General features: G+C 66.7%; 17 protein-coding genes. 2 read left to right on the forward strand and 15 right to left on the reverse strand.

The features are described 5' to 3' along the window. Positions 1–39: 39 nt before the first annotated feature. The 8 genes from ACZBH1_RS14260 to ACZBH1_RS14295 all read right to left on the reverse strand — a co-directional run bounded on the left by ACZBH1_RS14260 (position 40) and on the right by ACZBH1_RS14295 (position 8,760). Positions 40–468 carry a hypothetical protein gene (locus tag ACZBH1_RS14260; protein ID WP_463646758.1) on the reverse strand — a complete coding sequence of 143 codons (429 nt, stop codon included), beginning with the start codon at positions 466–468 and terminating at the stop codon, positions 40–42. 119 nt (positions 469–587) lie between these two features. Next, entirely contained in the window at positions 588–1,118 is a 531-nt protein-coding gene (locus tag ACZBH1_RS14265; RefSeq protein ID WP_463646759.1) for a GDSL-type esterase/lipase family protein, read from the reverse strand. A gap of 142 nt (positions 1,119–1,260) precedes the next feature. Next, positions 1,261–2,430, reverse strand: coding sequence for a glycoside hydrolase family 1 protein (locus tag ACZBH1_RS14270; RefSeq protein ID WP_463646760.1), 1,170 nt, complete (start codon positions 2,428–2,430; stop codon positions 1,261–1,263). Continuing rightward, positions 2,427–3,245, reverse strand: coding sequence for an SDR family NAD(P)-dependent oxidoreductase (locus ACZBH1_RS14275; protein ID WP_463646761.1), 819 nt, complete (start codon positions 3,243–3,245; stop codon positions 2,427–2,429). The genes ACZBH1_RS14270 and ACZBH1_RS14275 overlap by 4 nt, the downstream gene beginning before the upstream one ends. A gap of 21 nt (positions 3,246–3,266) precedes the next feature. Then, a complete protein-coding gene (locus tag ACZBH1_RS14280) occupies positions 3,267–5,471 on the reverse strand; it encodes a beta-glucosidase family protein (protein ID WP_463646762.1) in 2,205 nt (734 codons plus the stop codon). 20 nt (positions 5,472–5,491) lie between these two features. Further along, positions 5,492–7,954 (reverse strand): glycoside hydrolase family 2 TIM barrel-domain containing protein, encoded by a 2,463-nt coding sequence (locus tag ACZBH1_RS14285; RefSeq protein ID WP_463646763.1) that lies wholly within the window; start codon positions 7,952–7,954, stop codon positions 5,492–5,494. An 87-nt stretch (positions 7,955–8,041) separates the two neighbouring features. Beyond that, positions 8,042–8,368, reverse strand: a complete 327-nt coding sequence (locus ACZBH1_RS14290) for a DMT family transporter (protein WP_463646764.1) — start codon at positions 8,366–8,368, stop codon at positions 8,042–8,044. Continuing rightward, positions 8,365–8,760, reverse strand: a complete 396-nt coding sequence (locus ACZBH1_RS14295) for a DMT family transporter (protein ID WP_463646765.1) — start codon at positions 8,758–8,760, stop codon at positions 8,365–8,367. Before ACZBH1_RS14295 ends, ACZBH1_RS14290 begins: the two co-directional genes overlap by 4 nt. Positions 8,761–8,780: 20 nt before the next feature. Between ACZBH1_RS14295 and ACZBH1_RS14300 the strand changes: the two genes are divergently transcribed. Both ACZBH1_RS14300 and ACZBH1_RS14305 read left to right on the forward strand, forming a co-directional pair. Next, the gene (locus tag ACZBH1_RS14300; RefSeq protein WP_463646767.1) at positions 8,781–9,392 is read left to right on the forward strand and encodes a TetR/AcrR family transcriptional regulator; all 612 of its coding nucleotides are present in this window, start codon (positions 8,781–8,783) and stop codon (positions 9,390–9,392) included. 98 nt (positions 9,393–9,490) lie between these two features. Then, positions 9,491–10,450, forward strand: coding sequence for a LacI family DNA-binding transcriptional regulator (locus ACZBH1_RS14305; RefSeq protein WP_463646768.1), 960 nt, complete (start codon positions 9,491–9,493; stop codon positions 10,448–10,450). A 72-nt stretch (positions 10,451–10,522) separates the two neighbouring features. Here ACZBH1_RS14305 and ACZBH1_RS14310 read toward each other — a convergent pair whose 3' ends face one another. The 7 genes from ACZBH1_RS14310 to ACZBH1_RS14340 all read right to left on the reverse strand — a co-directional run bounded on the left by ACZBH1_RS14310 (position 10,523) and on the right by ACZBH1_RS14340 (position 21,723). Next, positions 10,523–13,141 carry a glycoside hydrolase family 3 N-terminal domain-containing protein gene (locus ACZBH1_RS14310; RefSeq protein WP_463646769.1) on the reverse strand — a complete coding sequence of 873 codons (2,619 nt, stop codon included), beginning with the start codon at positions 13,139–13,141 and terminating at the stop codon, positions 10,523–10,525. 49 nt (positions 13,142–13,190) lie between these two features. Then, positions 13,191–14,801 (reverse strand): DUF5597 domain-containing protein, encoded by a 1,611-nt coding sequence (locus tag ACZBH1_RS14315; protein WP_463646770.1) that lies wholly within the window; start codon positions 14,799–14,801, stop codon positions 13,191–13,193. A gap of 82 nt (positions 14,802–14,883) precedes the next feature. Next, a complete protein-coding gene (locus ACZBH1_RS14320; protein WP_463646771.1) occupies positions 14,884–16,215 on the reverse strand; it encodes an MFS transporter in 1,332 nt (443 codons plus the stop codon). Between the two features lie 169 nt (positions 16,216–16,384). After that, positions 16,385–18,157, reverse strand: coding sequence for a glycoside hydrolase family 3 protein (locus tag ACZBH1_RS14325; RefSeq protein ID WP_463647059.1), 1,773 nt, complete (start codon positions 18,155–18,157; stop codon positions 16,385–16,387). Positions 18,158–18,237: 80 nt separating this feature from the next. Then, positions 18,238–19,740 (reverse strand): GH1 family beta-glucosidase, encoded by a 1,503-nt coding sequence (locus ACZBH1_RS14330; RefSeq protein ID WP_463646772.1) that lies wholly within the window; start codon positions 19,738–19,740, stop codon positions 18,238–18,240. A 232-nt stretch (positions 19,741–19,972) separates the two neighbouring features. After that, positions 19,973–20,884, reverse strand: a complete 912-nt coding sequence (locus ACZBH1_RS14335) for a carbohydrate ABC transporter permease (RefSeq protein WP_463646773.1) — start codon at positions 20,882–20,884, stop codon at positions 19,973–19,975. Further along, a complete protein-coding gene (locus ACZBH1_RS14340) occupies positions 20,881–21,723 on the reverse strand; it encodes a carbohydrate ABC transporter permease (protein WP_463646774.1) in 843 nt (280 codons plus the stop codon). Before ACZBH1_RS14340 ends, ACZBH1_RS14335 begins: the two co-directional genes overlap by 4 nt. Between the last annotated feature and the right edge of the window lie 42 nt (positions 21,724–21,765).

Consider the following 21,765-nt stretch of genomic DNA (forward strand, 5'->3'; position numbering starts at 1 on the left):
ACACGACGACCTTCGAACCCTCGACCGGCCCCGAACGATTCACGCCATGGAGGGCGACCGCCTCGGCTCGTTGAGCGCAGCGACCTCCCACGGAATAGCGGTGGGAATGGGCCGGAACTGGACCCCGGCGGTCGCGTCTCGCAGCAGCAGGAACTCGCTCAGCGCCCCCTGAGCGCCTCCGTTGCCGATGATGCCATCCGCCGCGGCCATCGGGTTGATGACGACATGGTCGCCGACGGCGACGCCGTAACCTCCGCACCGATTCTTGCAACTTCGCCAGCGGGCTCGTGTCCGAGCCGCATCTGTCCGGCAACGTGGGGCAGCCCCCCCGATGTTGCGATAGAACAGGTCCGTTCCGCAGACGCCGCACGCCTTGACACGAACGAGCACGTCGCTGGGCCCCGTCTCGGGGACATCGACCTCTCGCACCTCTACCGTGTCCGGGCCGGTCACGACAACAGATTTCATGCAGACTCCTTTCGTTGTGTGCTGCCCCACGGTCAGATCCCGTTCTGGCGAGCAAGTTTGACCGAGGCCAGTCGCGGCCGGGCTTGCGGTAGCGTTCGAAGGTCTCTCGCTACCGGCGATCATGTCTGCGGGTCGAGTCTCACGGAGTTCACGTGCGGCCGAAGGGTGTCCACCCAAGCCTCGTATCCCTCTCCGGTGAGGTGGATGTGGTCTTTCGTGTATCGGTCGGCGAGGCGGCCGCGGCTGTTGGCTAGCTTCGGCCAGACATCTACATAGTCCCCGCCTGCCTGCTCGACGATCGCGGAGAGCGCAGCGTTGAGTTGGATTACCCGTCCCGAGAACCATCGGTCGCGGGGCATCACACTGTTTACGAACAGGGGTGCGTCGGGGCAGCGGCGCCGGATGTCGGTGACGAGGTCGGCGAGCTGGGCGGCCACATCGGCGACTCTCCGGGATGGCCCGTACCCGCTGAAGTCGTTAGTCCCGACGAGCAGGAATATCGCGGCTGGGTGGTTTAGCACAAGGTCCAGCCGGGCGCGGACCTCGCCGACGGTCTCGCCGCCGACGCCGGTTGATGACGCGACGGCCCGGGAACCATTCCTGCCATTCTCCGGCCTCTGTGATGCTGTCCCCGAGAAAGAGGATCGCACCGCGCGGCACGGGCAGCAGGTCCAGTTGAGACCTTCGCATCGACTTGGCCGGCGCGAGCATGACCGCATGAAGCGTGTCATTAGGGACATGGAGGATTTCGTCTCTGTGAGGGCGGCGGTGGTGTCTTGGTCAGCGATGCGGTCAGATCGCGTTTTGACGTGCTACGCCGCCCAGCCAGTCCAGACTCGGCTTGGGGCGGCGTTCGAACGTGTCGCGGTCGACGGCGACCAACCCGAAGGTTGGGCCCCAGTGGCCCCACTCGAAGTTGTCGAGCAGGCTCCAGTGCAGGTAACCGCGGACATCCGCACCATCCGCGATGGCAGCAGCCAGGTCGCTGAGCGCAACGGTCGTGTAGGCGATCCGCCGTTCGTCGTCATCGGTGGCGATGCCGTTCTCGGTGACGAGGATCGGAACATCGGAACCGAGCACATCATGAGTGTGGCGGATGGCGATCCCGAGCGCGTCAGGTCGGTAGGCCCAACCCATGAGGGTGTTGTCCTCGGCGGGCGGGTGCGGGACGATGCCGTCCGCATCGACAGGCTGGCTGGTGTAGGACTGCACCCCCACGAAGTCATCGTCGCGTGACACCTCGAGGTATATGTCTTCGATGAGGTACTGCACCTCGGCGTACTTCGCCTCGTTGCCGGCCGTTGCCGTCAGCGCCTGGTTGGCGATCGTCCACCCGACGCGGGCACCCGTGAGCTGACGCACGACGGGTGCGGCGGCTCGGTGCGCGGCGATCAGGGCGTCGCCGATCTCCTGGTCCGGCAACGCGTTCTGGGGATACGTGTTGCCCATCGCTACCTGCCGCTGGCCGCCATGGGTGATGGCGAGCACATTCGGCTCGTTGATGGTGATGATCCACCGCACGTCGCCCAGGATCGTGCATGCCTGCTCGACGTACCGGACGAAGGCGTCGACTGCACCTTCGCCGAGCCACGCGCCCCGGTCGTCGAACCACAGCGGGTGAGTGAAGTGGTGCAGGGTGACCACCGGTTCGAGGCCGAGCTCATGTGCGGTGTCGATCATGCGCCGGTAGTGCGCGAGTTCGGCCCGGGAGAACTTTCCGGGGACCGGTTCGATGCGGGACCACTCGAGGCTGAAGCGGTATGCGGTGAAGCCGCGGTCAGCAAGCAGCTGCATGTCTTCGCGGTAGCGGTGGTAGCTGTCGAGAGCGTCGCCGCTGGGCTGCACCCCGTAGTCGGAGGCGAGTTGCTCGAGCCGCCACCAGTCGTTGTTGAGATTGTTGCCTTCTACCTGGTGTGCGGCGGTCGCCGCGCCCCAGAGGAACCCTTCCGGGAACGAGGTCATTTCGAGGCTCCTTCTACTACGGCGGGCTGCAGGACTGAGGCCATCTGGCGGGCGATGAGCTTGGTGGTCCAGCGCGGCGCTGTCCGCACGAGGCGGTCGAGGAGCTTCGCGTCGCTGCCGACGAGGATACGGAAGCGTCCGCTCTCGATGCCCGAGACGATCGCGATGCCGGCGTCGCGGGGTGTCGTGGAGCGCACCTTGCGGCCGCCGCTGTCGATCATGGCGACACCGGAGTTCTTACTGATCTCGGTGGAGATGTTGCCGGGGTAGATGGCGCTTACCTGGACGGCGGATCCCTGCAGCTCCTGATACAGGCCCTCGGTGTACTGCTTCACGGCGCCCTTGCTGGCCCCGTAGACGGTCTGCCCTGCGAAGGCCACGAGCGCTGACAGGCTGGACATGTTCGTGATGGACGCTTCGGGACGTGCGAGCAGCACTGGCGCGAATGCCTGGCACATGTTCACCGTTCCCCAGTAATTGACCGCGAACACCCGCTCTTGCTCTTGCCTCGTGAGCTCAGCGGAGGGGACGAACCGATGGATGATGCCGGCGATGTTGATCAGCCCGTCGACCTGCCCATGGGTTTCGACGATGGTGGCGGGAAGCGCCGCCACGCCTTCGGCATCCGTGACATCGGCGCGGTGCGCGCTGACCCTCTGCGGGTCGATCGCCAGGGCGACAGTGCGGGCGAGCGTTTCTTCGCTCAGGTCGATCGCGGCGACCTTGGCGCCTCTGCGAACGAGTTCGAGAGCGACTTCGCGCCCCATGCCGTTGCCGGCGCCGGTGACGGCGAAGACTTTTCCTTCAAGGTGCACAACTGCTCCCGTCTGTAGGGGTTAGTGGGTCTGGGCGGCGACGGCTTCAAGCGCGTCGAGGGGGATCGGCAGTCCCGAGATGCGCACGAACTGGCGCATCGTCATGGATCGCACCTGAGCCATTTGCTCAGCGCTGACCTCCGCCGATGCGAACCCGAGGGTCTGGTTCGTGGTCTCGCCGATGTCGGGGTGATCCAGCCACAGCGCGATGGGGCTGTCGAGGGTGACGGCCGCAGCGATGCGGTCGCCGACCAACTCGATGGCAGCCTCTGCGACGACGGTCGCCGCGTCCTCCGCGAGCTGCACGAGGTACCGGCCGGGCTTGACGGTCCAACCAGTCTGCTCGACGTCCCAGTACGCGAAGGCACGGCGGTCGAGCTCGAACTGCACCTCCGCAGACTCCCCGGGAGCAAGCGAGACCTTGTCGAAGGCTCGAAGCTCGCGCACAGGTCGCCGCACGTCGCCGAGGTTCGTCGAGACGTACAGCTGGACCACGTGAGAGCCGGTGCGCTGCCCGGTGTTGCGGACCGTGACCGTCGCGACGGCGGAATCATCTCCGGAGACTTCCACGCCCGTCAGCTGGGTGTCGAAGGACGTGTAAGACAGTCCGTACCCGAAGGGGTAACGCACGGGGGTGCCGGCGGTTGAGAAGTACCGGTAGCCGACGAGGACACCCTCGCCGTAGCGGACGTGGCCCTGCTCACCGGGGAAGTTCAGCCATGACGGGTGATCCTCCAGCCGCAGCGGAATCGTCTCCGCCAGCCGGCCCGAAGGGGTCGCTCCTCCAGTGAGCAGTCGAGCGATGGCGCGGCCGCCACCCTGCCCGAGCACGAAGGCGTCGAGGATCGCGTCGACATCGTCGTGCCAGTCTTCGAGGCTCACGACTCCGCCGTGCGAGAGGACGACGACAGTGCGCTGGGCTGCCGCGGCGACGCGTCGGATCAGCTCGATCTGATCTGCGGGCAGGTCGAGGGTCTCCCGGTCGAAGCCCTCGGATTCCTGCTCCTCACCGAGGCCCGCGAACACCACCGCGACGTCGGCGCGGCGCGCGACCTCCACGGCCTCATCGGCGAGAGCCGCGGCGTCGCCGCCGTCGAGGCGATAACCGGCGGAGTACGTGACAGTTGCCCCGCCCGCCTCGACGAGAGCCCGAAGCTCCGCCAGCGGTTCATCCACCCGAGTCGCGTTGACATGGGCGCTTCCCCCGCCCTGGTAGCGCGGTTCGGTCGCGAGCAGCCCGATGACTGCGACATCCACACCCTTCGGCAGCGGCAGCACCTGATGCTCGTTGCGCAGCAGAACCGGGCATGCTTCGGCAACCTGTTGCGCGAGCGCGTGGTGCTCGTCCGGGTCGACCTGGACAGCGCCCGGCTGGGCAGCGGTGGCCAGGGCGACCAGGCGCGAGGCGGCGGCGTCGACGACGCTGTTCTCCAGCACATCTTCCTCCACCGCCGCACGCAGCTGGGCAACGCGGCCGGGCTCGGCCGGCATCTCCAGGTCGAGGCCGGCTCGTACAGCAGCCACCGGGTCGGTAACCGAGCTCCAATCCGACATCACAACGCCCTCGAAGCCCCACTCTTCACGGAGCACCTGCGTCAGCAGCCACCGGTTCGCCCACGCGTGCACCCCGTTGATCTTGTTGTAAGACGCCATGACAGTGCCGGGCCGTGCCTGGCGAACCACTCGCTCGAACGCAGGCAGGTAGATCTCCCGCAGCGTGCGCTCGTCGACCTCAGAGCTGATCGTCTGCCGGTTCGTCTCCTGGTTGTTGGCGGCGAAGTGCTTCACCGACACCGACGGGCCCTCGGACTGCAACGCCGCGGCGAACGCCGCGCCGAGAACACCCGAGATGAGCGGGTCCTCGGAGTAGTACTCGAAGTTTCGCCCGCACAGCGGGCTGCGCTTGATGTTCACGCCGGGCCCCAGCACGATATCGACACCCTGTGCGACCGCCTCACGTCCGATAGCGGTCCCCAGTCGCGCGGCGAGCCGGGAATCCCAGCTGGCCCCGATGGCGACCCCGGGGGGGAAACAGGTGGCCGGATCGCTGGCGAAGATGGCCAGGTTGTCGTGGTGTCCGGACTGATGGCGCAAGCCGTATGGTCCGTCTGCCAGCGAGAGCGAGCGGATGCCAGCATCCGGCACCGGGTGCGTGTCCCAGAAGGTCTCCCCGGACAGCAGGGCGAGCTTGTCGTCCAGAGCGAGGTCGATGGTCGGTTCGGTCATGGTGTCTCCCGAGTGGGTCGTCACTGTGAAGCCTCCGGCGCGGAGGCTTCGACGGCAGGTTCGTCGGCCGGAACGGCAAGGATGTCGGCGATGGCGTCACCGTGGCGGCGGGAGCGCGCGATGACACGCACAATCCCTGCCTCACACGTCGAACGCAGGATGGCCAGGGCGCGTCCGCGATACGTGCGCGTGCGCGAGGAGAGGAAGGACTCCTCCGGGGCAGGGGAGGCGGTGCCGAAGCCGATCAGCTCCGCGGGCCCAGTGACCTCGACCTCAACGAAGTCGTCGTCAAGCATCTCCACGACGCCGTCCATATCGGCGAGCTCGAGGTGTACGAACGCAAGATCGTCACCGTCGGCGAGCAGGACGTCGGACTCCGGCTTCAATTGCACCTGCAGCTCATCGGCCGCGGAGTGCAGTTCGCTGCGGGCGATCTCCTGGCCTGCGCGGTAGGCGATCGCCCGGACGACTCCCGGCGTCCATGGGACGGTGAACGTCGCCTGGTATCCCGCCTCCTCCCCGCACCGGCGGCGACCGACGGAGCGCCCGTTCAGCACGAGCTCGATCTCGTCGGCCGCGCTGTACACCGTGACCTCGGCGCGTTTTCCGTCGCTGCCTCGCCACGCCCAACTCTCCACGGCATCCGTGGTGCGCCAGGCGGATCGAACGTACGGTCGCCCTGCTCGGTCGAGGGGGCGGACGGTGATGGCGGGCTCATCCAGGACACCCCACGCCGCCTGAGCCAGCCGCAGCGAGGCGTCGGGCCGGCCGGTGAGATCGAACATTCCGGGGCCGGCGACGACGTACGGGTAGGGCTTGGCGAGGCCGGCCTTCTTGCCCGGCACCCAGACGGCAACGCCGGCTTCGCCGAGGTACTCCCATCCCGCCCACACGAAGTCTCCGATGACGGCGGGAATGTCCTGAACCAGGCGCCACGCCTTCGCCACGTCCCCGGGAAGAGTCTCAGAGCCCAGGATCACGCGGTGGGGGTAGCGACGCACGTCGCCCTTGTATCGGGCGAGGCCGTAGTTGTACCCGGCGACGTCGACTGTTGCGAAGGCGTCGCGGGAGGCGCGGTCGGCTCGGGGGAGACGGGAGACGATGCTCATCATGCGGCCGATGTGGTTGATCATGACGTTCGCTTCGGTGCTGCCGGCCATGGCGGGCTCCGACCCGTCGCCGTCTACCGCGTAGGGTGACGCATTCATCGCGACCATCGCGTTGAGAAACAGGTTGATGGCGAGGGTCACCGGCCGGGTGGGGTCGGCCGCGTGGAAGTACTCGGTGATCTCGCGCGAGAGCTCCACGCCAGCCGCAGTGGCGGTCTCGGGAATCTCGTTGCCGGAGGCGTACATGATCACGCACGCATAGTTGCGGTCTTTGGCGATGAGAGCGTGGGCGTCTGCCCGCCAGGTGTCGCGGAACCGGTCGGAGTGGTCGAACTGCGTCTTGCGGACGAACCAGTAGTCGGCCAGTTCATCCAGAACATACATCCCGAGTTCGTCGCACGCGTCCAGCAGATCCCGCGAGAGCGGGTTGTGCGCGCTGCGGATCGCGTTGAAGCCGGCGTCCTTGAGAAGTCGGATGCGCCGGAACTCTGCCGCACGATGCGTGGCCGCGCCGAGCAGGCCGTTGTCGTGATGAATGCACGCCCCCGCTAGAAGGACGCGTCGTCCATTGACGCGCAGTCCCTGTCGGGCGTCCACGGTCACCGAGCGAAGCCCTACAGGCGCGCCCCAATGATCAAGCACTTCGCCGGCTGCGGTAGCGGTCACCGTGAGCTCGTACCGGAACGGGTCCTCGGCGCTCCATGGTCGAGGATCCTCCACGTCGAGCTCGATCGTTCCGCTGGCTCGGTCCAACGTGCTCCGAGCGACCACGGCGCCCGCTGAGCTCAACTGCGCCTCGATGATCGCGGTCGTCGGCACGTCGCCGCTGAGTCGCACATCCACGCTCACCTGCGCGCGCGCCCCGTCCAGGCGGGTCGTACGCACCCGTACGGCGTCGTGGCCAAAGTGCGCTCGCGGACGGACGACGGCTCGAACGCGGCGATACAGTCCGGATCCGGGGTACCACCTGTCGGAGGGCTGATCCCGGTGCTGGATGAGAACGTGGATGTCGTTCGCCTCACCCGGAACGACCGCGTCGGTGACCGTCAGCTCAGCTTCGACGTAGCCGCTGCGCACCGATCCCACGTCGTGGCCGTTCACGGTCACGGTGGCGTCACCTTGCACGCCCTCGAAGACGAGCACTACCTCGCCGTCCAGTTCGGGAGCCACCCACGTCGTTCGGTACTCGTAGTTACCGCCGACGAACCATCCGGTCTCCGCGCCGCCCGGGGCATTTCGGTTCCGTCCGGCGCGCAGCATGGCGTCATCCGGCAGCCGAACGCTGACCTCAGTGCCGTCCTCTGAGCGAACCCGCCATTCAGACAACGTCTCGTCAGTTGTCACGGGCAGCGCGGGGCGCATCAGGGTCATCATCGTCCTCGTCGGTTTCCAGCCGGCGGACCAAGACCGCCGTAATTCCATGGAAACACAGGAATTAACGCGTGTCAAAAGTTGCAGAGATCAGTGACTGGACACTCCCAGTTCGATAACCAGCACGCCCACAGCGATCAGTCCGATACCCGACGCCATCCGGCGCGTGAGCGGCTCCTTGAAGAACGCGCGAGCCCCGATCGCGGTGAGCGCGACGCCGCACGCTGCCCAGATGCCGTACGCGATGCCCACCGGCATGCCCTGCGCAAGCGCAACGGTCAAGAGAGCAAACGCCGCGATATAGAAGATCGCGACGGGGGCGATCCAGCGCTTCCGCTTAAGTCCCTCGGATGTTCGCAGCGAGAGCGTTGCCGCAACCTCGAGGAGGATGGCGGCCGCCAGAAGAAGCCAGGTCATCGCGTGCCCACCTCCGCGCTCGTCGAGCTCTCGCCCGGACGGTGTCCTGTCTCCACCAGCACCACGCCGGCGATGACGATGGCGATTCCGACGGCGATGAGGAAGGTGAAGGGCTCGTTGAAAACCAGTGCCCCGAGAACCGCGGTGAGAGCGACGCCGGCGGAGGCCCAGATGCCATACACGGCACCGATGGACGCCCCCATGCGCAACAGGGACGCGAGACAGACGAAGGCGCCGGCGTAGCCCGCGACGGTGAGCAAGGCCCACCACGGGTTGTCGATCGCAGCGCGTAGTGAAAGCGTGGCGGCCACCTCCAAAACGATCGCTCCCGCCAAGATCATCCACCTGGTCTTCTGGACTCCCATCTCCCTGCTCGGCATGACCAGGACCACGGTAGGCCATACTTGGGCGTATGACCAAGTCGGATGACCAAAAGCAGGCGTCTGGAACCCGAATGTCACTCGCGGAGCGACGAGAGCAGCTGCTGGACGCGGCGGTGCGGGTGATGAGCAAGCGCGGTATCACTGCCGGTACCACGCGAGCAATCACCGAGGACGCCGGTGTCCCGCAAGGACTGTTCCACTACTGCTTCGATTCACGGGCCGCCCTCCTGCGTGCGCTGCTTCAGCGCGAGAGTGCGAGCGCACTGGCTATGACGCAAGGGCTGAGCGCGGATGCCGAGACGCTGACAGATTCGCTGCGCCGCGGCTTTGAGGCGCAACTCATCCGCGTCGGCGCGAACCGTGAACACTTCGCGGTCCTGAGCGAGCTGATCGTCCACGCCCGCACCGACCCGGATCTCCTCGAACTCATCCGCGCGCAACGGACGCAGGACCTCGCTCTGATCCGTGCACTGCTGGAGCCGTGGGCGGGAAGCCCGGCGTTTGATGCCGACGGTTGGGCGGTGACCATCTTGGCCGGTCTGGACGGAATCACCGAGGCATGGTTGACGGACGGTGATGATGCGACACGGGACCGGGCTGCACAGCTGTTGGCGCGAGCCGTCGGCATGGCCGCGGCGTAGCGTTCAGGTGCGGCGCAGGTAGACCAGCGACCATTGACGCGCAACAATATGTCGGCTGGCCGCCCTAGACTGGGGTCGGCGACAGGAGGAACCCGACGATGACAAACAGCGCCGACGTCGCCGCACGAGCAGGGGTTTCGCGCTCCACGGTGAGTCAGATCCTCAATGGCCACGGCCACCGATTCAAGCCCGACATGGTCGACCACGTGCAGAGGGTCGCCCGAGAGCTGGGGTACCGGCCATCGCTTGCGGGGCGTGCTCTCGCACGAGGGACCAGCGACGTGGTGATCACGCTTCTGCCCAACATCTCGCTCGGGCCACGGCTGCGTGAACTCATCGACCGTGTCACGGAGGAACTCGCCACGGTCGGCAAGACGAACCTCATTCGACTGTCTTCTGGTGACGCGCAGATCGATGAAGCGGTGCTCGCGTTGCGCCCGGCCGGTCTGTGGAGCGTTGCCCCGTTGACGCCCGAACAGCACACCCGGCTGGGGGAACTCGGGGTCATGGTTGTCGATCAGTCGCGAGAACTGCAACGCGCGATCGACCACGAGATCGGCGCCATCCAGGCCCGGCACCTCATACAGCGCGGCTATCCCGCGATCGCTGCGGCCGTACCCGAGGAAACGCGCGAACAGCCTTTCGCTCTTGCCCGCGAACAAGGCGCCTTGGATGCCGCCCGCGAAGCCGGCATCCCGACGATGCCGACACTGCGCCTCACGCTCGAGCGGGGGAGCATCGCCTCCGCTGCGCAGCTCCTGCCTGACACCGACTGCGGCATCGCGGCCTACAACGACGACGCCGCACTGGCGGTCATCGCGGCCGCGCGACGAGCAGGACGCAACGTGCCTGCTGAGATCGGCGTCATCGGTGTGGACAACACCATCGCCTCGGGCGTGAGCGAACCATCACTGACCACCGTCGACATCGACGTGCGCTTCAGCGCGCACGAGATCGTGCGCGCGCTGCTGCACGGGCCTGAGGCGATGCCGGCCGATGCCTTCGAGTCCCTACGATCGCTCGTGTCGATCGTCGAAGGCGGCAGCACCGAGCGGTGAGAACCGCCGCGGGAAGCGAATGGATGGGGGTCGAGCAACCGCGGTTGCTCGACCCCCATCCGGCCTCTTCGGTCAGACCTCGCTCACCTGGGCTAGGAGCGTGGCAGGCAGCTCCGGCGGCAGGGCGCCCTGGCTGTACATCACCAACTGCTCCAGCGTCAGCCCGACCGCCTGGGCGAGAACATCCTCGTCAGCGCCGCCGAGCGCCTGCGACAGAACCGTGCGGCCACGCGGATGCTCCAGCCAGTCGCCGATCGTGCTTTCTGCCGTGAGTGGTGCGACTGCGACCGCTGCGTCGCTGCTCCGGCTGTCGCCTGCGAGCGCGGGCATCAGACCCCCGGGTGTGACGGAGCTCCACAGGGCACGGGATCGCGCGCAGCGGTGCAGCCCGCCGACGAGCTCGACCCGACCGCGCAGCGGGGTCACGGCCGACGATCCGCCGATGAACACGCGGACCGCGCCAGGCTCGACGACCCAGCCATCGCGGCGATCCCAGAGCGCGAACATCTCCGCGGGAATCTCCACAAGTACCTGTCGCTGCTCGCCGGCCTCAAGGGTGAGCCGCTTGAAGCCGAGGAGCACACGGGCGCGACGCACGGTACGCCCGATAAGGTCTCGACCATAGATCTGCATGACCTCGTCGCCGCTCCGTTCCCCGGTGTTCGTGACCGTGAAAGTGCAGCGGATGATGCCGTCGGTGTCCACCTCCGATGCCTGCAGCTGCAGGTCGCTGTACTCGAACTGGGTGTAGCTGAGGCCGTGCCCGAACGGGAACACAGCCCGCGTGGAGCCGTCGACGTAGTTGTCAGAGGTCTGCAGAGTCCGCCAGTACGGAACGGGCGCGGCACCGACGTTCTCGAGCATCGCGATGGGCAGTCGCCCGGCAGGGTTGACATCGCCGAACAGCACCGCAGCTGTTGCCGCCCCTGCCTCCTCGCCGCCCAACCATGCGGTGACGATCGCCGGTGCGCGGTCGGCGAGCCATCCCAGCACGTAGGGGCGTGCATGGCTGAGCACGACGATCGTGGGCGTGCCGGTGTCGAGGACCGCTTCGATGAGCTCGCGCTGTACTCCGGGCAGTTCGCAGGTGGCGCTGTCAAGGCCCTCTCCGACGGTGCCGAAGCCGTTGATGCCGGCCTGGTCGCCGACCACGAGGACGGCGATGTCAGACTGGCGCGCGGCTTCGACCGCGGCGGGGATGCCGGCCCGGTCGATCCGTTCGACTGGGCAGCCGGCTTCGTAGAGCACGCTGGCATCGCTTCCGAGGCGGTCGCGGATGCCGTCGAGGAACGTCACCAGCGGCACCGTTTCCACGAGGAGGGTCGCATCGTCTGCACCCGTCTTGCCGCGGAGCTCCTCGACATCCTCCAACCGGGCTTGCGGGTTCGCAGCCAGTGCGAACCGCTTGGTCATGCTGTCGAGCACCTGGTAGGCGTAGTGCCCCAGCTGACCGAGAGGGCGGTGCGCGTTCGGGCCGATGACGGCGACGGTGCCCGGCGCGGACGACAGCGGCAGCAGCGGTGCACCATCGACAGGATCGTTCTTGAGCAGAACGATGGACTCTTCGGCGACGCGCCGGGCCAGGGATCGGGCCGCGGGGGAGTCGAGCGTCTCGGGCACGGCCTCGACGTCGACGTACGGCCGCTCGAACAGACCCAGACCGAACTTCGCCCGGAGGATGGCGGCCACCGCGCGGTCGAGCTCCGCCTCGCTGAGCAGTCCGGTCTGCACAGCTTCGACGACACGGTCGGTGGAGACCCGGTTGTCCAGGTCGATGTCGACGCCTGCACGGATCGCATCTGCGAACGCCGCCACGAATGAGGCGCTCACGCCGTGCTTGGTGTGGAGTTGACCGATGGCGTCGAGGTCGGAGATGACAAGCCCGTCGAACCCGTATTCCTGGCGGAGCAGGTCGTCGAGGAGCTCGGGGGAGCCCGTGACGGGGATGCCGTCCAAGTCGTTGTAGGACGGCATGATGCCGTCGGCGCCGCCGTCGCGGATGGTCATCTCAAACGGCAGTCCGTAGAACTCCCTGAGCAGACGGTCCCCGACCTGCGCGGGTTCGGTGTTGCGTCCGCCGTCGCTCGCGCCGTAGGCCACGAAGTGTTTCAGCGCCGCGATGACCGGGCTGTCCGGCACGGCGTTCTGCAGGCCGCGGACGAAGGCCGACGCCGTCGCACCGACAAGATAGGGGTCCTCGCCGTATGTCTCGCCGACCCGTCCCCAGCGAGGATCGCGTGCCACATCTGCGAGCGGCGAGAGCGCCATGCGCGCTCCTAGCGCGGTCATCTGGGCGCCGATCTCCGCTGCCATCTCGGTTACCAGCTCGGGGTCCCATGTCGCGGCCTGGGCGATGGCGTCCGGGAAGGTCGTGGCACCCTGCACCTTGAATCCCAGCAGCGCCTCCTCAGCGAGGAGCACCGGAATGCCGAGGCGCGTGTCCTCGATGTGCTTGCGCTGCAGCTCGTTGACACGTTCCGCCGCTTCACGCGGCGGGAGGTTGAGCGCGGCGATGGCGGCCGTTGCCGTGCCCCAGCCGAGCGCCGGCGGGTCGTGTGCGTCGACCGCGGTTCCGAAGGGCGATGCTGTTTGCGCTGCCTTCTCCTCGAGGGTCATGCGGTCAAGCAGATCCCGCACTCGCACACCCACGGGCTGGGTGGCGTCGAGATAGGGCCGATAGTCGTCGTTCATTCGCGGTCCGTTCGGGTGGGAGAGGTCTGGGGTGCGCAGCGCCAGTGGGTCAGACTGCGTACACGGAGATTCGGACGATGCCGGTCTCAGGAATGCGGGTGGGGACAGCCCGACCCGGGATCAGCCCCGTGTTCGGGAAGGGGAAGGGGATGAGGGTGCCCGACGCGGTCTCGTCGCCGTTGAGGCGAAGGGCGGGCACCAGCTCGTCTCCGTCGAGCTCGATTGCCGTGGCGGACAGGAACGCGGCGGTCTTTCCCTCGTCGCCCGCCAAGGTGATCCAGAATCCGCGGCCGATCAGGTAGGCCGCGTCCGCACCGTCTTCGATGACGATGGCGTATCCGGGGTAGGTCGGGGTGACGTACCCCCACTCGTCGGTCGTGTGAATGTTGACCGTCACATCGCCGACCAGGATCTGCGCGCGCGGGTTCTGTTCGTTGAGGGTGATTGCGTGCATGCGGGCGGACGGGTTGTCCGCAATCACGGCAGCGGCAGCACGCAGGAGCCGGAAGGCGTCCGCGAGCGGCGCCGTCTCCGCATCGTCCACCGTGTACGCGTCGACACCGAACGGTGAGACGCCCAGCGCGCCGTGGGTGCCAATGGCTTCGAACATTTGCGGGATTCCGGGAAGGTCGGCACGCAGTTCGGGGACGAACAGGCGACCCCGGCGCGCTTTGTAGCCGGCAAACACCGGTGCCGCGTCGTCGACATACATGTCCGGAGCGAGGAAGTCGATGTCCGGGGCGAGGGCTTCCCAGATTGCGGCGACCGGCAGAACAGGTCCACCGCTGGGGTACTGTCCGGGGCGCTTCCCGCCGGCGAGGGCGACGGGGCCATCGAGCACGCTGTCACGGTCGAGCCACGCGTTGACGAACAGAGGCAGGTCCAGCTCCGCGCGGCCGGCGGCCGCCACGGCCTGCGTGTAGCGAGCGAACCCGGCCGCCATGAACGCCTCATCGAGCCGGTCGCCCACGGGGAACAGTTCAGCCCACGTGCCTTCGGTGCGGTTGCCCGCCTCGGCCCACTCCTGATGAAGTGGCGACTGGGGATCGCGCGCGATCGCGTCGATGACGTCCGCGGGTACCTGCGCTTCGAACAGCTCTTCGGCAATAACGCTGCGGTCGCGGGAGTCGCCCAGGAGCCCGATCTCGTTCTCGACCTGCACAGCGATGACAGTGCCGGTCGTGTCGACCTCCGCGATGCGTCGCATCATCGCCGCAAACGCGAGTGCGTCCGCCGCACGAGCCTCCTCGCCGAACGGCGTCAGATGTTCGATGCGGCGGCCGTCGGCGAGGAGGGAGCGGGTGAAGCGCTCCGGGTTCTGCTTCACCCAGCCGGGCACGTAGGTGGACGCGGCGTTCTTCCACGAACCGAACCACAGCGGAATGAGCTTCAACCCTCGGGAGCGTGCGCCCTCGATCATGGCGTCGAGGAGATGCGTGTCGAAACTGCCCTCTGCGGGTTCGAACAGGTCCCATGCGACCGGAGCCAGCACCGTGTTGGCACCCAGCTGCTGGACTGCATCGAACGACGTCGCGATTGCGCGGGTGGTGCTGGAGCTGGAGTTGTGCACCTCGGCGCCGACCACCACGAACGGGCGTCCGTCAACGGTCAGATAGGGGCCGTTCCAAGCGGTGGTCGGTGCGCTCAACGTGATGTCCATTCGGGAGGGTGCGGGATTCCGGGGTGGGAGTCAGGTGGTTCGGACGCGGCGGACGTTCGGGGGGTCGCCCGCCGCGTCCGGGTCAGCGAACGCCTCGCACGCGGGAGGCGGTGAAGGCGGCACCGGCGGCGAACAGTCCGCCGGCGAGGAACATGGCGGTGTAGTTGCCTCCGCCGCCGATCGCCAGCAGGAGCGGCGCGATGACCGGGCCAATGGCGGTGGCGATGGTGCCGGAGATCTGGTAGATCGACATCCACTTGCCGCCCGCTTCCTTATCGGGGAGCACATCGGACGCCAGAGCGAGGTCCACCGAGTTGAACGCGCCCGATCCGGCCGACAGCAGGACCGCGCCGATGATGTATACCGTGAGGTCTGGCGCGAACGCGGCGACGACCATGCCACCGCCGATCATCGACGCGGCGATGTAGATGAAGAGCTTGCGGCGGCGGAGCTTGTCGGAGAGGAAGCCGCCGAGGACGGTGAATCCGATGGTCGCCAGCAGCGCGAATCCGCCGACGGCTGCGAGCTTCTGACCGGCTTCCTCAGCGGTGAACCCCAGACGGTCCAGAAGGAAGTAGAGCTGGTAGGTGCTGAAAAACGCGGTTCCGACGCCGATGCACAGCTTGCCGAGCCACACCCAGGTGAAGTCGGGGTGCTTGCGCGGGTTGAACAGCAGGGAGCGCAGTGCGGCGCCGACGGTCACCGCCTGGAATCGGTCGGGGGCGGGGCCATCGGGGATGACGAAGAGCCATACCAGCACGCCGATGGCGAACACGCCGACGGGGAGGAAGAAGAGGAGCAGGAGGTTGCCGGTCAGGAAGCTGCCGATGAGGCTGGCGCACACCCCCGCGAAGGAGGCCATCACTCCGCTGAGCGCGCCCAGCTTGCCGCGCTGAGCCGGCGGGACGTGCTCGGCCAGCGCGGGGTTCATGGAGGCGCCCACCAGGCCACCAGCCAGCTGCGCAACGATGTACCCGAGCAGGACCACCGGCACGGTGGGAGCGAGAGCGATGATCAGAGCGCTCAACGCGAACACGCCGAGTCCGAGCAGCAGGAACGGGCGCCGGCGGCCCCAGGGGAGTTTGCTGCGGTCGCTGAGAACGCCGAAGATGGGGCCGACCGGGAGCAGCACGATGGCGCTGATGCCGACCACCAGTCCCAGCGCAGTCTCCTTGCTGGCCGGGTCGATCAGCTGGATCTTGTACGGCAGGCTGAACAGCGCCGGCATGAACAGGCAGAGGAAGAAGCCGAAGTAGGCCAGCCCGTACGCGAACGTGAAGCCGAACTTCACCTTCGGGATGCGCAGCTCCGAAGTGGTGGGGTCTTCGGTCTCCTCGGCGCGCAGCGTCAGCTGGGAGACTTCCTCGAGCGGCGTGCTGTTCGGGGGAATGTTGGCCGCGTCTTTGCGTCTCATGGGACTGCCTTTTGTCGTAGGCCCGTCGTCGGGCATTCGGGTCCCGACCCGGCGACGAGGCCCGGGTCGGTGTGTCTTCACCAAGGGAAGCACTCATTTTGACGCGTGTCAATTCCCGAGCTGCAACGTCCCTTGGCGCTCAGTCGAACAGTTCGATGGGTGCCAGCGATCACGGCGCGGGCTCGATGGACAGTCCGTAGCCGAGGCGGTAGAGCGGGTCCGCAGTTCCCGGCAGGCTTTCGTGTGCGTTCTCGATCGCCGCGGTCGATCGGGGGATCTCGACCGGAAGCAGACCCTGTGGCGGTGTCCCGCCGGTGAGGGCGCGCATCAGGGCTTCGTCGCTGACACCGAAGGTCACGGATAGGCCGGTGACACACTCGACGAGCGGGGTCAGGATGGCGGCCCTATCCAGTACGACGTCCACATGAAGGCGCGTGAGGGCCGCAATATTCCGAAGGCGGTATACGAGACCTGGTGGGAATTCCAGGCTTCCTTGGTGGAAGTAGTCTTCCAGGAACAGGTCGTCTCGTGGCTGGTAGGGGGCTTGGATGCGGATGATCGCGAGGTCGGACTGTGCCGGGTCGTCGACGACCGTCGCATGAGCGGCGACAACTTCTGGCGCGATGCTTTCGACGTAGATGCGCGGGGTGCCGCGCAGCGGCAGCAGCGAGTCGCGGTTCTCGAGAATCGTCACCGAACGGGATTGTGCCTCCAGGCCGGCTTGTCGGTTCGCTGCTGAGCCGACAACGGCCTCCGCGTGATCGGGGTCCACGTAGGGGTTGTCGAACAGGCCGAGCTGGTATTTCACGAGGAGCACGCGACGCACCGAATCATCGATCCGGGAGAGGTCCACGAGGCCGTCGCGAATCAGGGTGAGCAGCACGTCGGTGCATTCCTCTCCGCCGAACTGGTCGGCACCGGCGTCGAGGATTTTGAGCATCCGTCCGCTGGCGTCGAGGTGCTCGACTCCCCAGGCGCGAGCCGGCAGCACCTGGTCGCCGACGATGTTGTCGTTGACGAGCTCCCAGTCTGTGAGGATGACGCCGTCGTAACCGAGCTTGTGGCGGAGCAGGTCGGTGAGGATCTGACGGTTGTATCCGAAGCCGACTTCTTCGACCGGCTTTCCGTCGAGTTCGAGTCCGACCGGCATGCCGTAGTAGGGCATGATGCCGGCCGTGCCTGCTTCGATGGCTGCCAGGAAGGGCCGCAGATGGTTGTCGAACGCGCCCTCGGCGTACACCTGTTCGCGCCCGTACGGAAAGTGCGCGTCTTCCCCGTCCTTCTGCGGCCCGCCGCCCGGGAAGTGCTTCGTGACGCATGCCACGCTGTCGGCGCCGAGCTGGTCTCCCTGGAAGCCGGCCAGGTATGCCCGGGTGTAGTCGGCGACGCGTTCAGAGTCGGCGCCGAACGTCTGCAGCTGCCTGGCCCATCGCGGCTCGGTTGCCAGGTCGATCTGTGGGTGAAGAGCGGCACGGATCCCCACGGCGCGATACTCCTCGCCGGCGCGTCGGGCGAAGTCCTCGATGACGCGGGGGTCGTCGATCGCGGCGAGCCCGAGCGCGTCAGGCCACTGGGAGAACGGGCCCGCGGAGAACGCGACACCGCTGTTCTCGGTGAACGAATGACGCGGGTCGGTGGAGATGGTCACCGGGATCCCGTGCGGCGTCTGCTCGGCGAGAGCCTGCAACGCGTTGTTCCAGGCTGCCGCATCGCGCGCGGATTCCAGCTTGTGCACGTTGAAGTGATTGATGAACTTCTGACCGACCACCACGCTCGTCGGCGATTTGCTGATTCTGCCCGGTGTCTCCAGGAGCGTTCCGTCGGGTCCCGCTTCGATGACGGTCTGGAAGAGCAGGCCGACCTTCTCCTCGACCGAGAGGCGACCCAGCAGGTCTTCGACACGTTCGTGGGGAGTGCGGCGCGGGTCCTCGTACGGGTCCATGACGCCGTTTCCGTTCAGGTCACGGTAAGGCACGCCGTCGGAGCTCACCGCACGCGCTCCGTACGCATCTGCAGCGGAGGTCACGACACGCCTGTCGATGACGTGGCGGCGACATAGGGAGCGTCATCGGAGGTCGTGCCGACTCCGGGTAGCACGAGCCGGGGGATCACCTTCGACGCGCACAGTTCAGCGAACCACCGTGAGCTGAGCTTGGGCGTGCGTGCGAGCGTGTCGTAGTCCACGTGGATGATCCCGAATCGCGGCCCGTATCCGGCTGCCCATTCGAAGTTGTCCAGCAGCGACCACACGAGGTAGCCGGCGATGTTTGCCCCGCGGGTGTGCGCGCGGTGCGTGGCCTCGACGTGAGTGGCGATGTACTGCGCACGCGCTCGATCGATGACGAAGGAGCCCGCCTCCGAGGTGAGCACCTCGTCGGGGAACGCCGCACCGTTCTCCATGACCATGATGGGCAGGTCAGGGAACTCCGCGGAGAGTGCGACGAGATGGTCTTCGAGTCCACGCGGTTCGATGCCCCAGTCCATGCCGGTCCGCTCGAGGTCGTCGCGGCGAACGAACTCGATGCGCTCCGACCCGGGGAAGGCGGTGCCCCCGGCCTTCTCGTCCTCGGGTGTGAACCTCGAATCGTGCCGCACGTGCATCACTTCGTAGTAGTTCACCCCGAGCAGATCCAGCGGTTGGTGACAGATTTCCAAGTCTCCGGGCTGGACGAAGCTCCAGTCAGTGAAGGCCCGGGTGTCCTCGAGGAGGTCTGCGGGGTACGCGCCGCGCAGCATCGGGCCGGTGAACACCCGGTTCGCGACGGCGTCGAAACGTCGCGCGGCCTCGGCGTCGGCGTCGGCGGGGGAGTCGGCCTCGACTCGGAAGATGTTCAGCGCGACGGAAATTCGTGCATCGGGCCGGGTAACCGTGCGACGCAGGGCTTGCACCGCCAGCCCGTGGGAGAGGTTGAGGTGATGAGCAGCGATCAGCGCGTCGGCGTGGCTCGTCCCGCCGGGGGCGAACGCTCCACTGCCGTATCCCGAGAACGAGTTGTTCCAGGGCTCATTGTGGGTCGACCAGATGGCGACGCGGTCCCCGAGAGCGGCGCCGACGATCTCTGCGTACCTTTCAAAGGCGTACGCCGTCTCGCGTCCCCGCCAACCCCCGTACTTGTCCTCGAGAGCCTGCGGAAGGTCCCAATGGTTGAGGGTGACGATGGGCTCGATGCCGCGTGCGAGGAGGCCGTCGACGAGCTGTGAGTAGAACGAGAGACCGTCGTGATTGATGTGGCTCTCTCCGGAGGGCATGACTCGCGGCCACGAGATGGAGAACCGGTAGGCGCCGAGGTTCAGCTCGGACATCAATTCGAGGTCGGTGTCGGTGCGGTGGAAGTGGTCGGCAGCGACGTCACCGGTGGCACCGCCCTCGGTCTTTCCGGGCGTGTGGCTGAATGTGTCCCAGATGGACGGGCCGCGGCCGCCCTCGCGCGCTCCGCCCTCGATCTGGTAGGCCGCCGTCGCCGCTCCCAGGATGAAGCCGGGTGGGAAGGTGAGGTACCCGGACTGGACGAAGCCCTCGTACATTGATGCGTCCTCTCTTTGACGTCTGACGTTCGGTGAGTTGTACGTGGCCGCCGGGCTCACTGCTTCTCCTGGGAGAAGTAGTGAGCCCGGCTGTAGTTGTGTTGGCGCGGCACGATCCGCGCATGAAGGAGTGCAGTGCTCCGCACAGGAGCGAACGTGGTGCCACCGGGTTCGCCCGGAGCCATGCTTGTGTGCTTGACCACCGCACAGGGCTCGGGCTGCGGGCGCAGCGTCACCCCTTGATTCCGGATGAGACGTTCGATTGCACGAAGTACCGCTGGGCGAAGAAGAAGATGAGCAGCACCGGGATGATGTACATCACTGCCGCGGCCGCTTGAACAGTGGGGATGGCGTTGCCGTTGGGGTCCAGGTAGAAGGCGGTGATCGCCACGGCCAACGTCGTGCGGTCCAGATCCAGGAGCAGCGCCGGAGCGATGTAGTCACCCCAGGTCCAGGTGAAGGACAGCAGGAAAGACGTGATTAGGATCGGTCGCGACAAGGGCAGGAAGATCGTCGCGAAGATCCGGAACCAACCCGCGCCGTCGATGATCGCGGCGTCCTCCAACTCTTTGGGCAGCGAGGAGAAGTACTGACGGAACAGGAACACCATGTAGGGGGACGCGGCCAGCCCCCACAGCACCCAGGGCCAGTACGTGTTCAGCAGCCCGATGCGGGCGAACATGATGTACGTCGGAAGCAGCGTGAGGATCTGCGGAATCATCATCGTGGCCAGCACGATGAGGAAGAGGAAGTTCTTTCCGGGGGCGCGGAGCCGGGCGAACCCGAAGCCCACGGCGGCGCTGGACAGGGTGATGAGGACCGAGTACGTCGTCGCGAGGAACAGCGAGTTTCCGGCGTATCCGATGAAGTTCATATCGGTCAGCGCGTCGACGAAGTTGTTCCACTGCGGCTGTTCCGGGAGGATCTGGATCGGCAGCGACGCCCACTCCGCCGGCGTCTTCAGCGCGGCGAGCACGAGCCACAGGAACGGGCCGATGAAGAACGCGGTGAGCGCGAGGATGATGATGTAGGTCCACGCCCCGGGGCGCTTGCCCGATGAGGACCTGTTGGCCTTCCTCCGCTCGCGAGGGGACGGGGGTGTCAGCGTGGGGAACTCGGTGACCGAGTTTTCGGTGAGCGTCATCGGACGGCTCCTTCACGTTCGGCGTCGGCGTCGACTTCGTAGTAGACCCAGGACCTGCTGGAGCGCAGCAGGACGAGGGTGAGGCCGAGGATGATGAGGAAGAAGACCCACAGCATCGCGGAGCCGTAGCCGAACCGGCCGCTGAGGAAGAACTCCTGGTAGACCTGCACCATGTAGAGGGTGGTGCTGTCCGGCACGCCGCCGGCCTGCGAGATGCCGGCCGAGTTGGTCAGCAGCAGCGGCTGCACGAAGACCTGCAGGGCCACGATGACCCCGGTGACGAGCTGGAAGAAGAGGATCGGCGAGATCATCGGAATCGTGACGTGCCGGAAGACGGTCCAACGTCCGGCGCCGTCGACGATGGCCGCCTCTTCGAGCTCCTGCGGCACACCTTGGAGTGCGGCGAGCATGATAATCATGCCTCCGCCGAGGCCCCACAGCATCAGGATGATGAGGGAGTAGAAGACCATCGGGTCAACGAGCCAGCCGACCGGCGGGATGCCGACCAGACCGAGCATCGCGTTGAGGATCCCGGCGTCCTTATTGAACACCAACTTCCACATGATCGCCATGGCGACGACCGGGACCACGGAGGGCAGGAAGAAGATGGTCCGCCACAGCCCCACAGCCCTGAGCCGCCGGTTGATGATGACGGCGAGCCCGAGCGACCCGCCGACGGTGAGCGGCACGACGATGGCAGTGAATACCAGCGTCCTCACGAGTGCCGCCCACACGTCGGGGTCTTGGAACAGTTCGATGTAGTTGTCCAACCCCACCCACTTGTAGCGAGGTGAGACACCATCGAAGTTGGTCAGGCTCACGACGAACCCATACACCATGGGCGCTGCTGTGAGCAGCAAGAATCCCAACGCCCACGGTGC

It is taken from the genome of Microbacterium sp. ZXT2-5, from assembly GCF_055329545.1.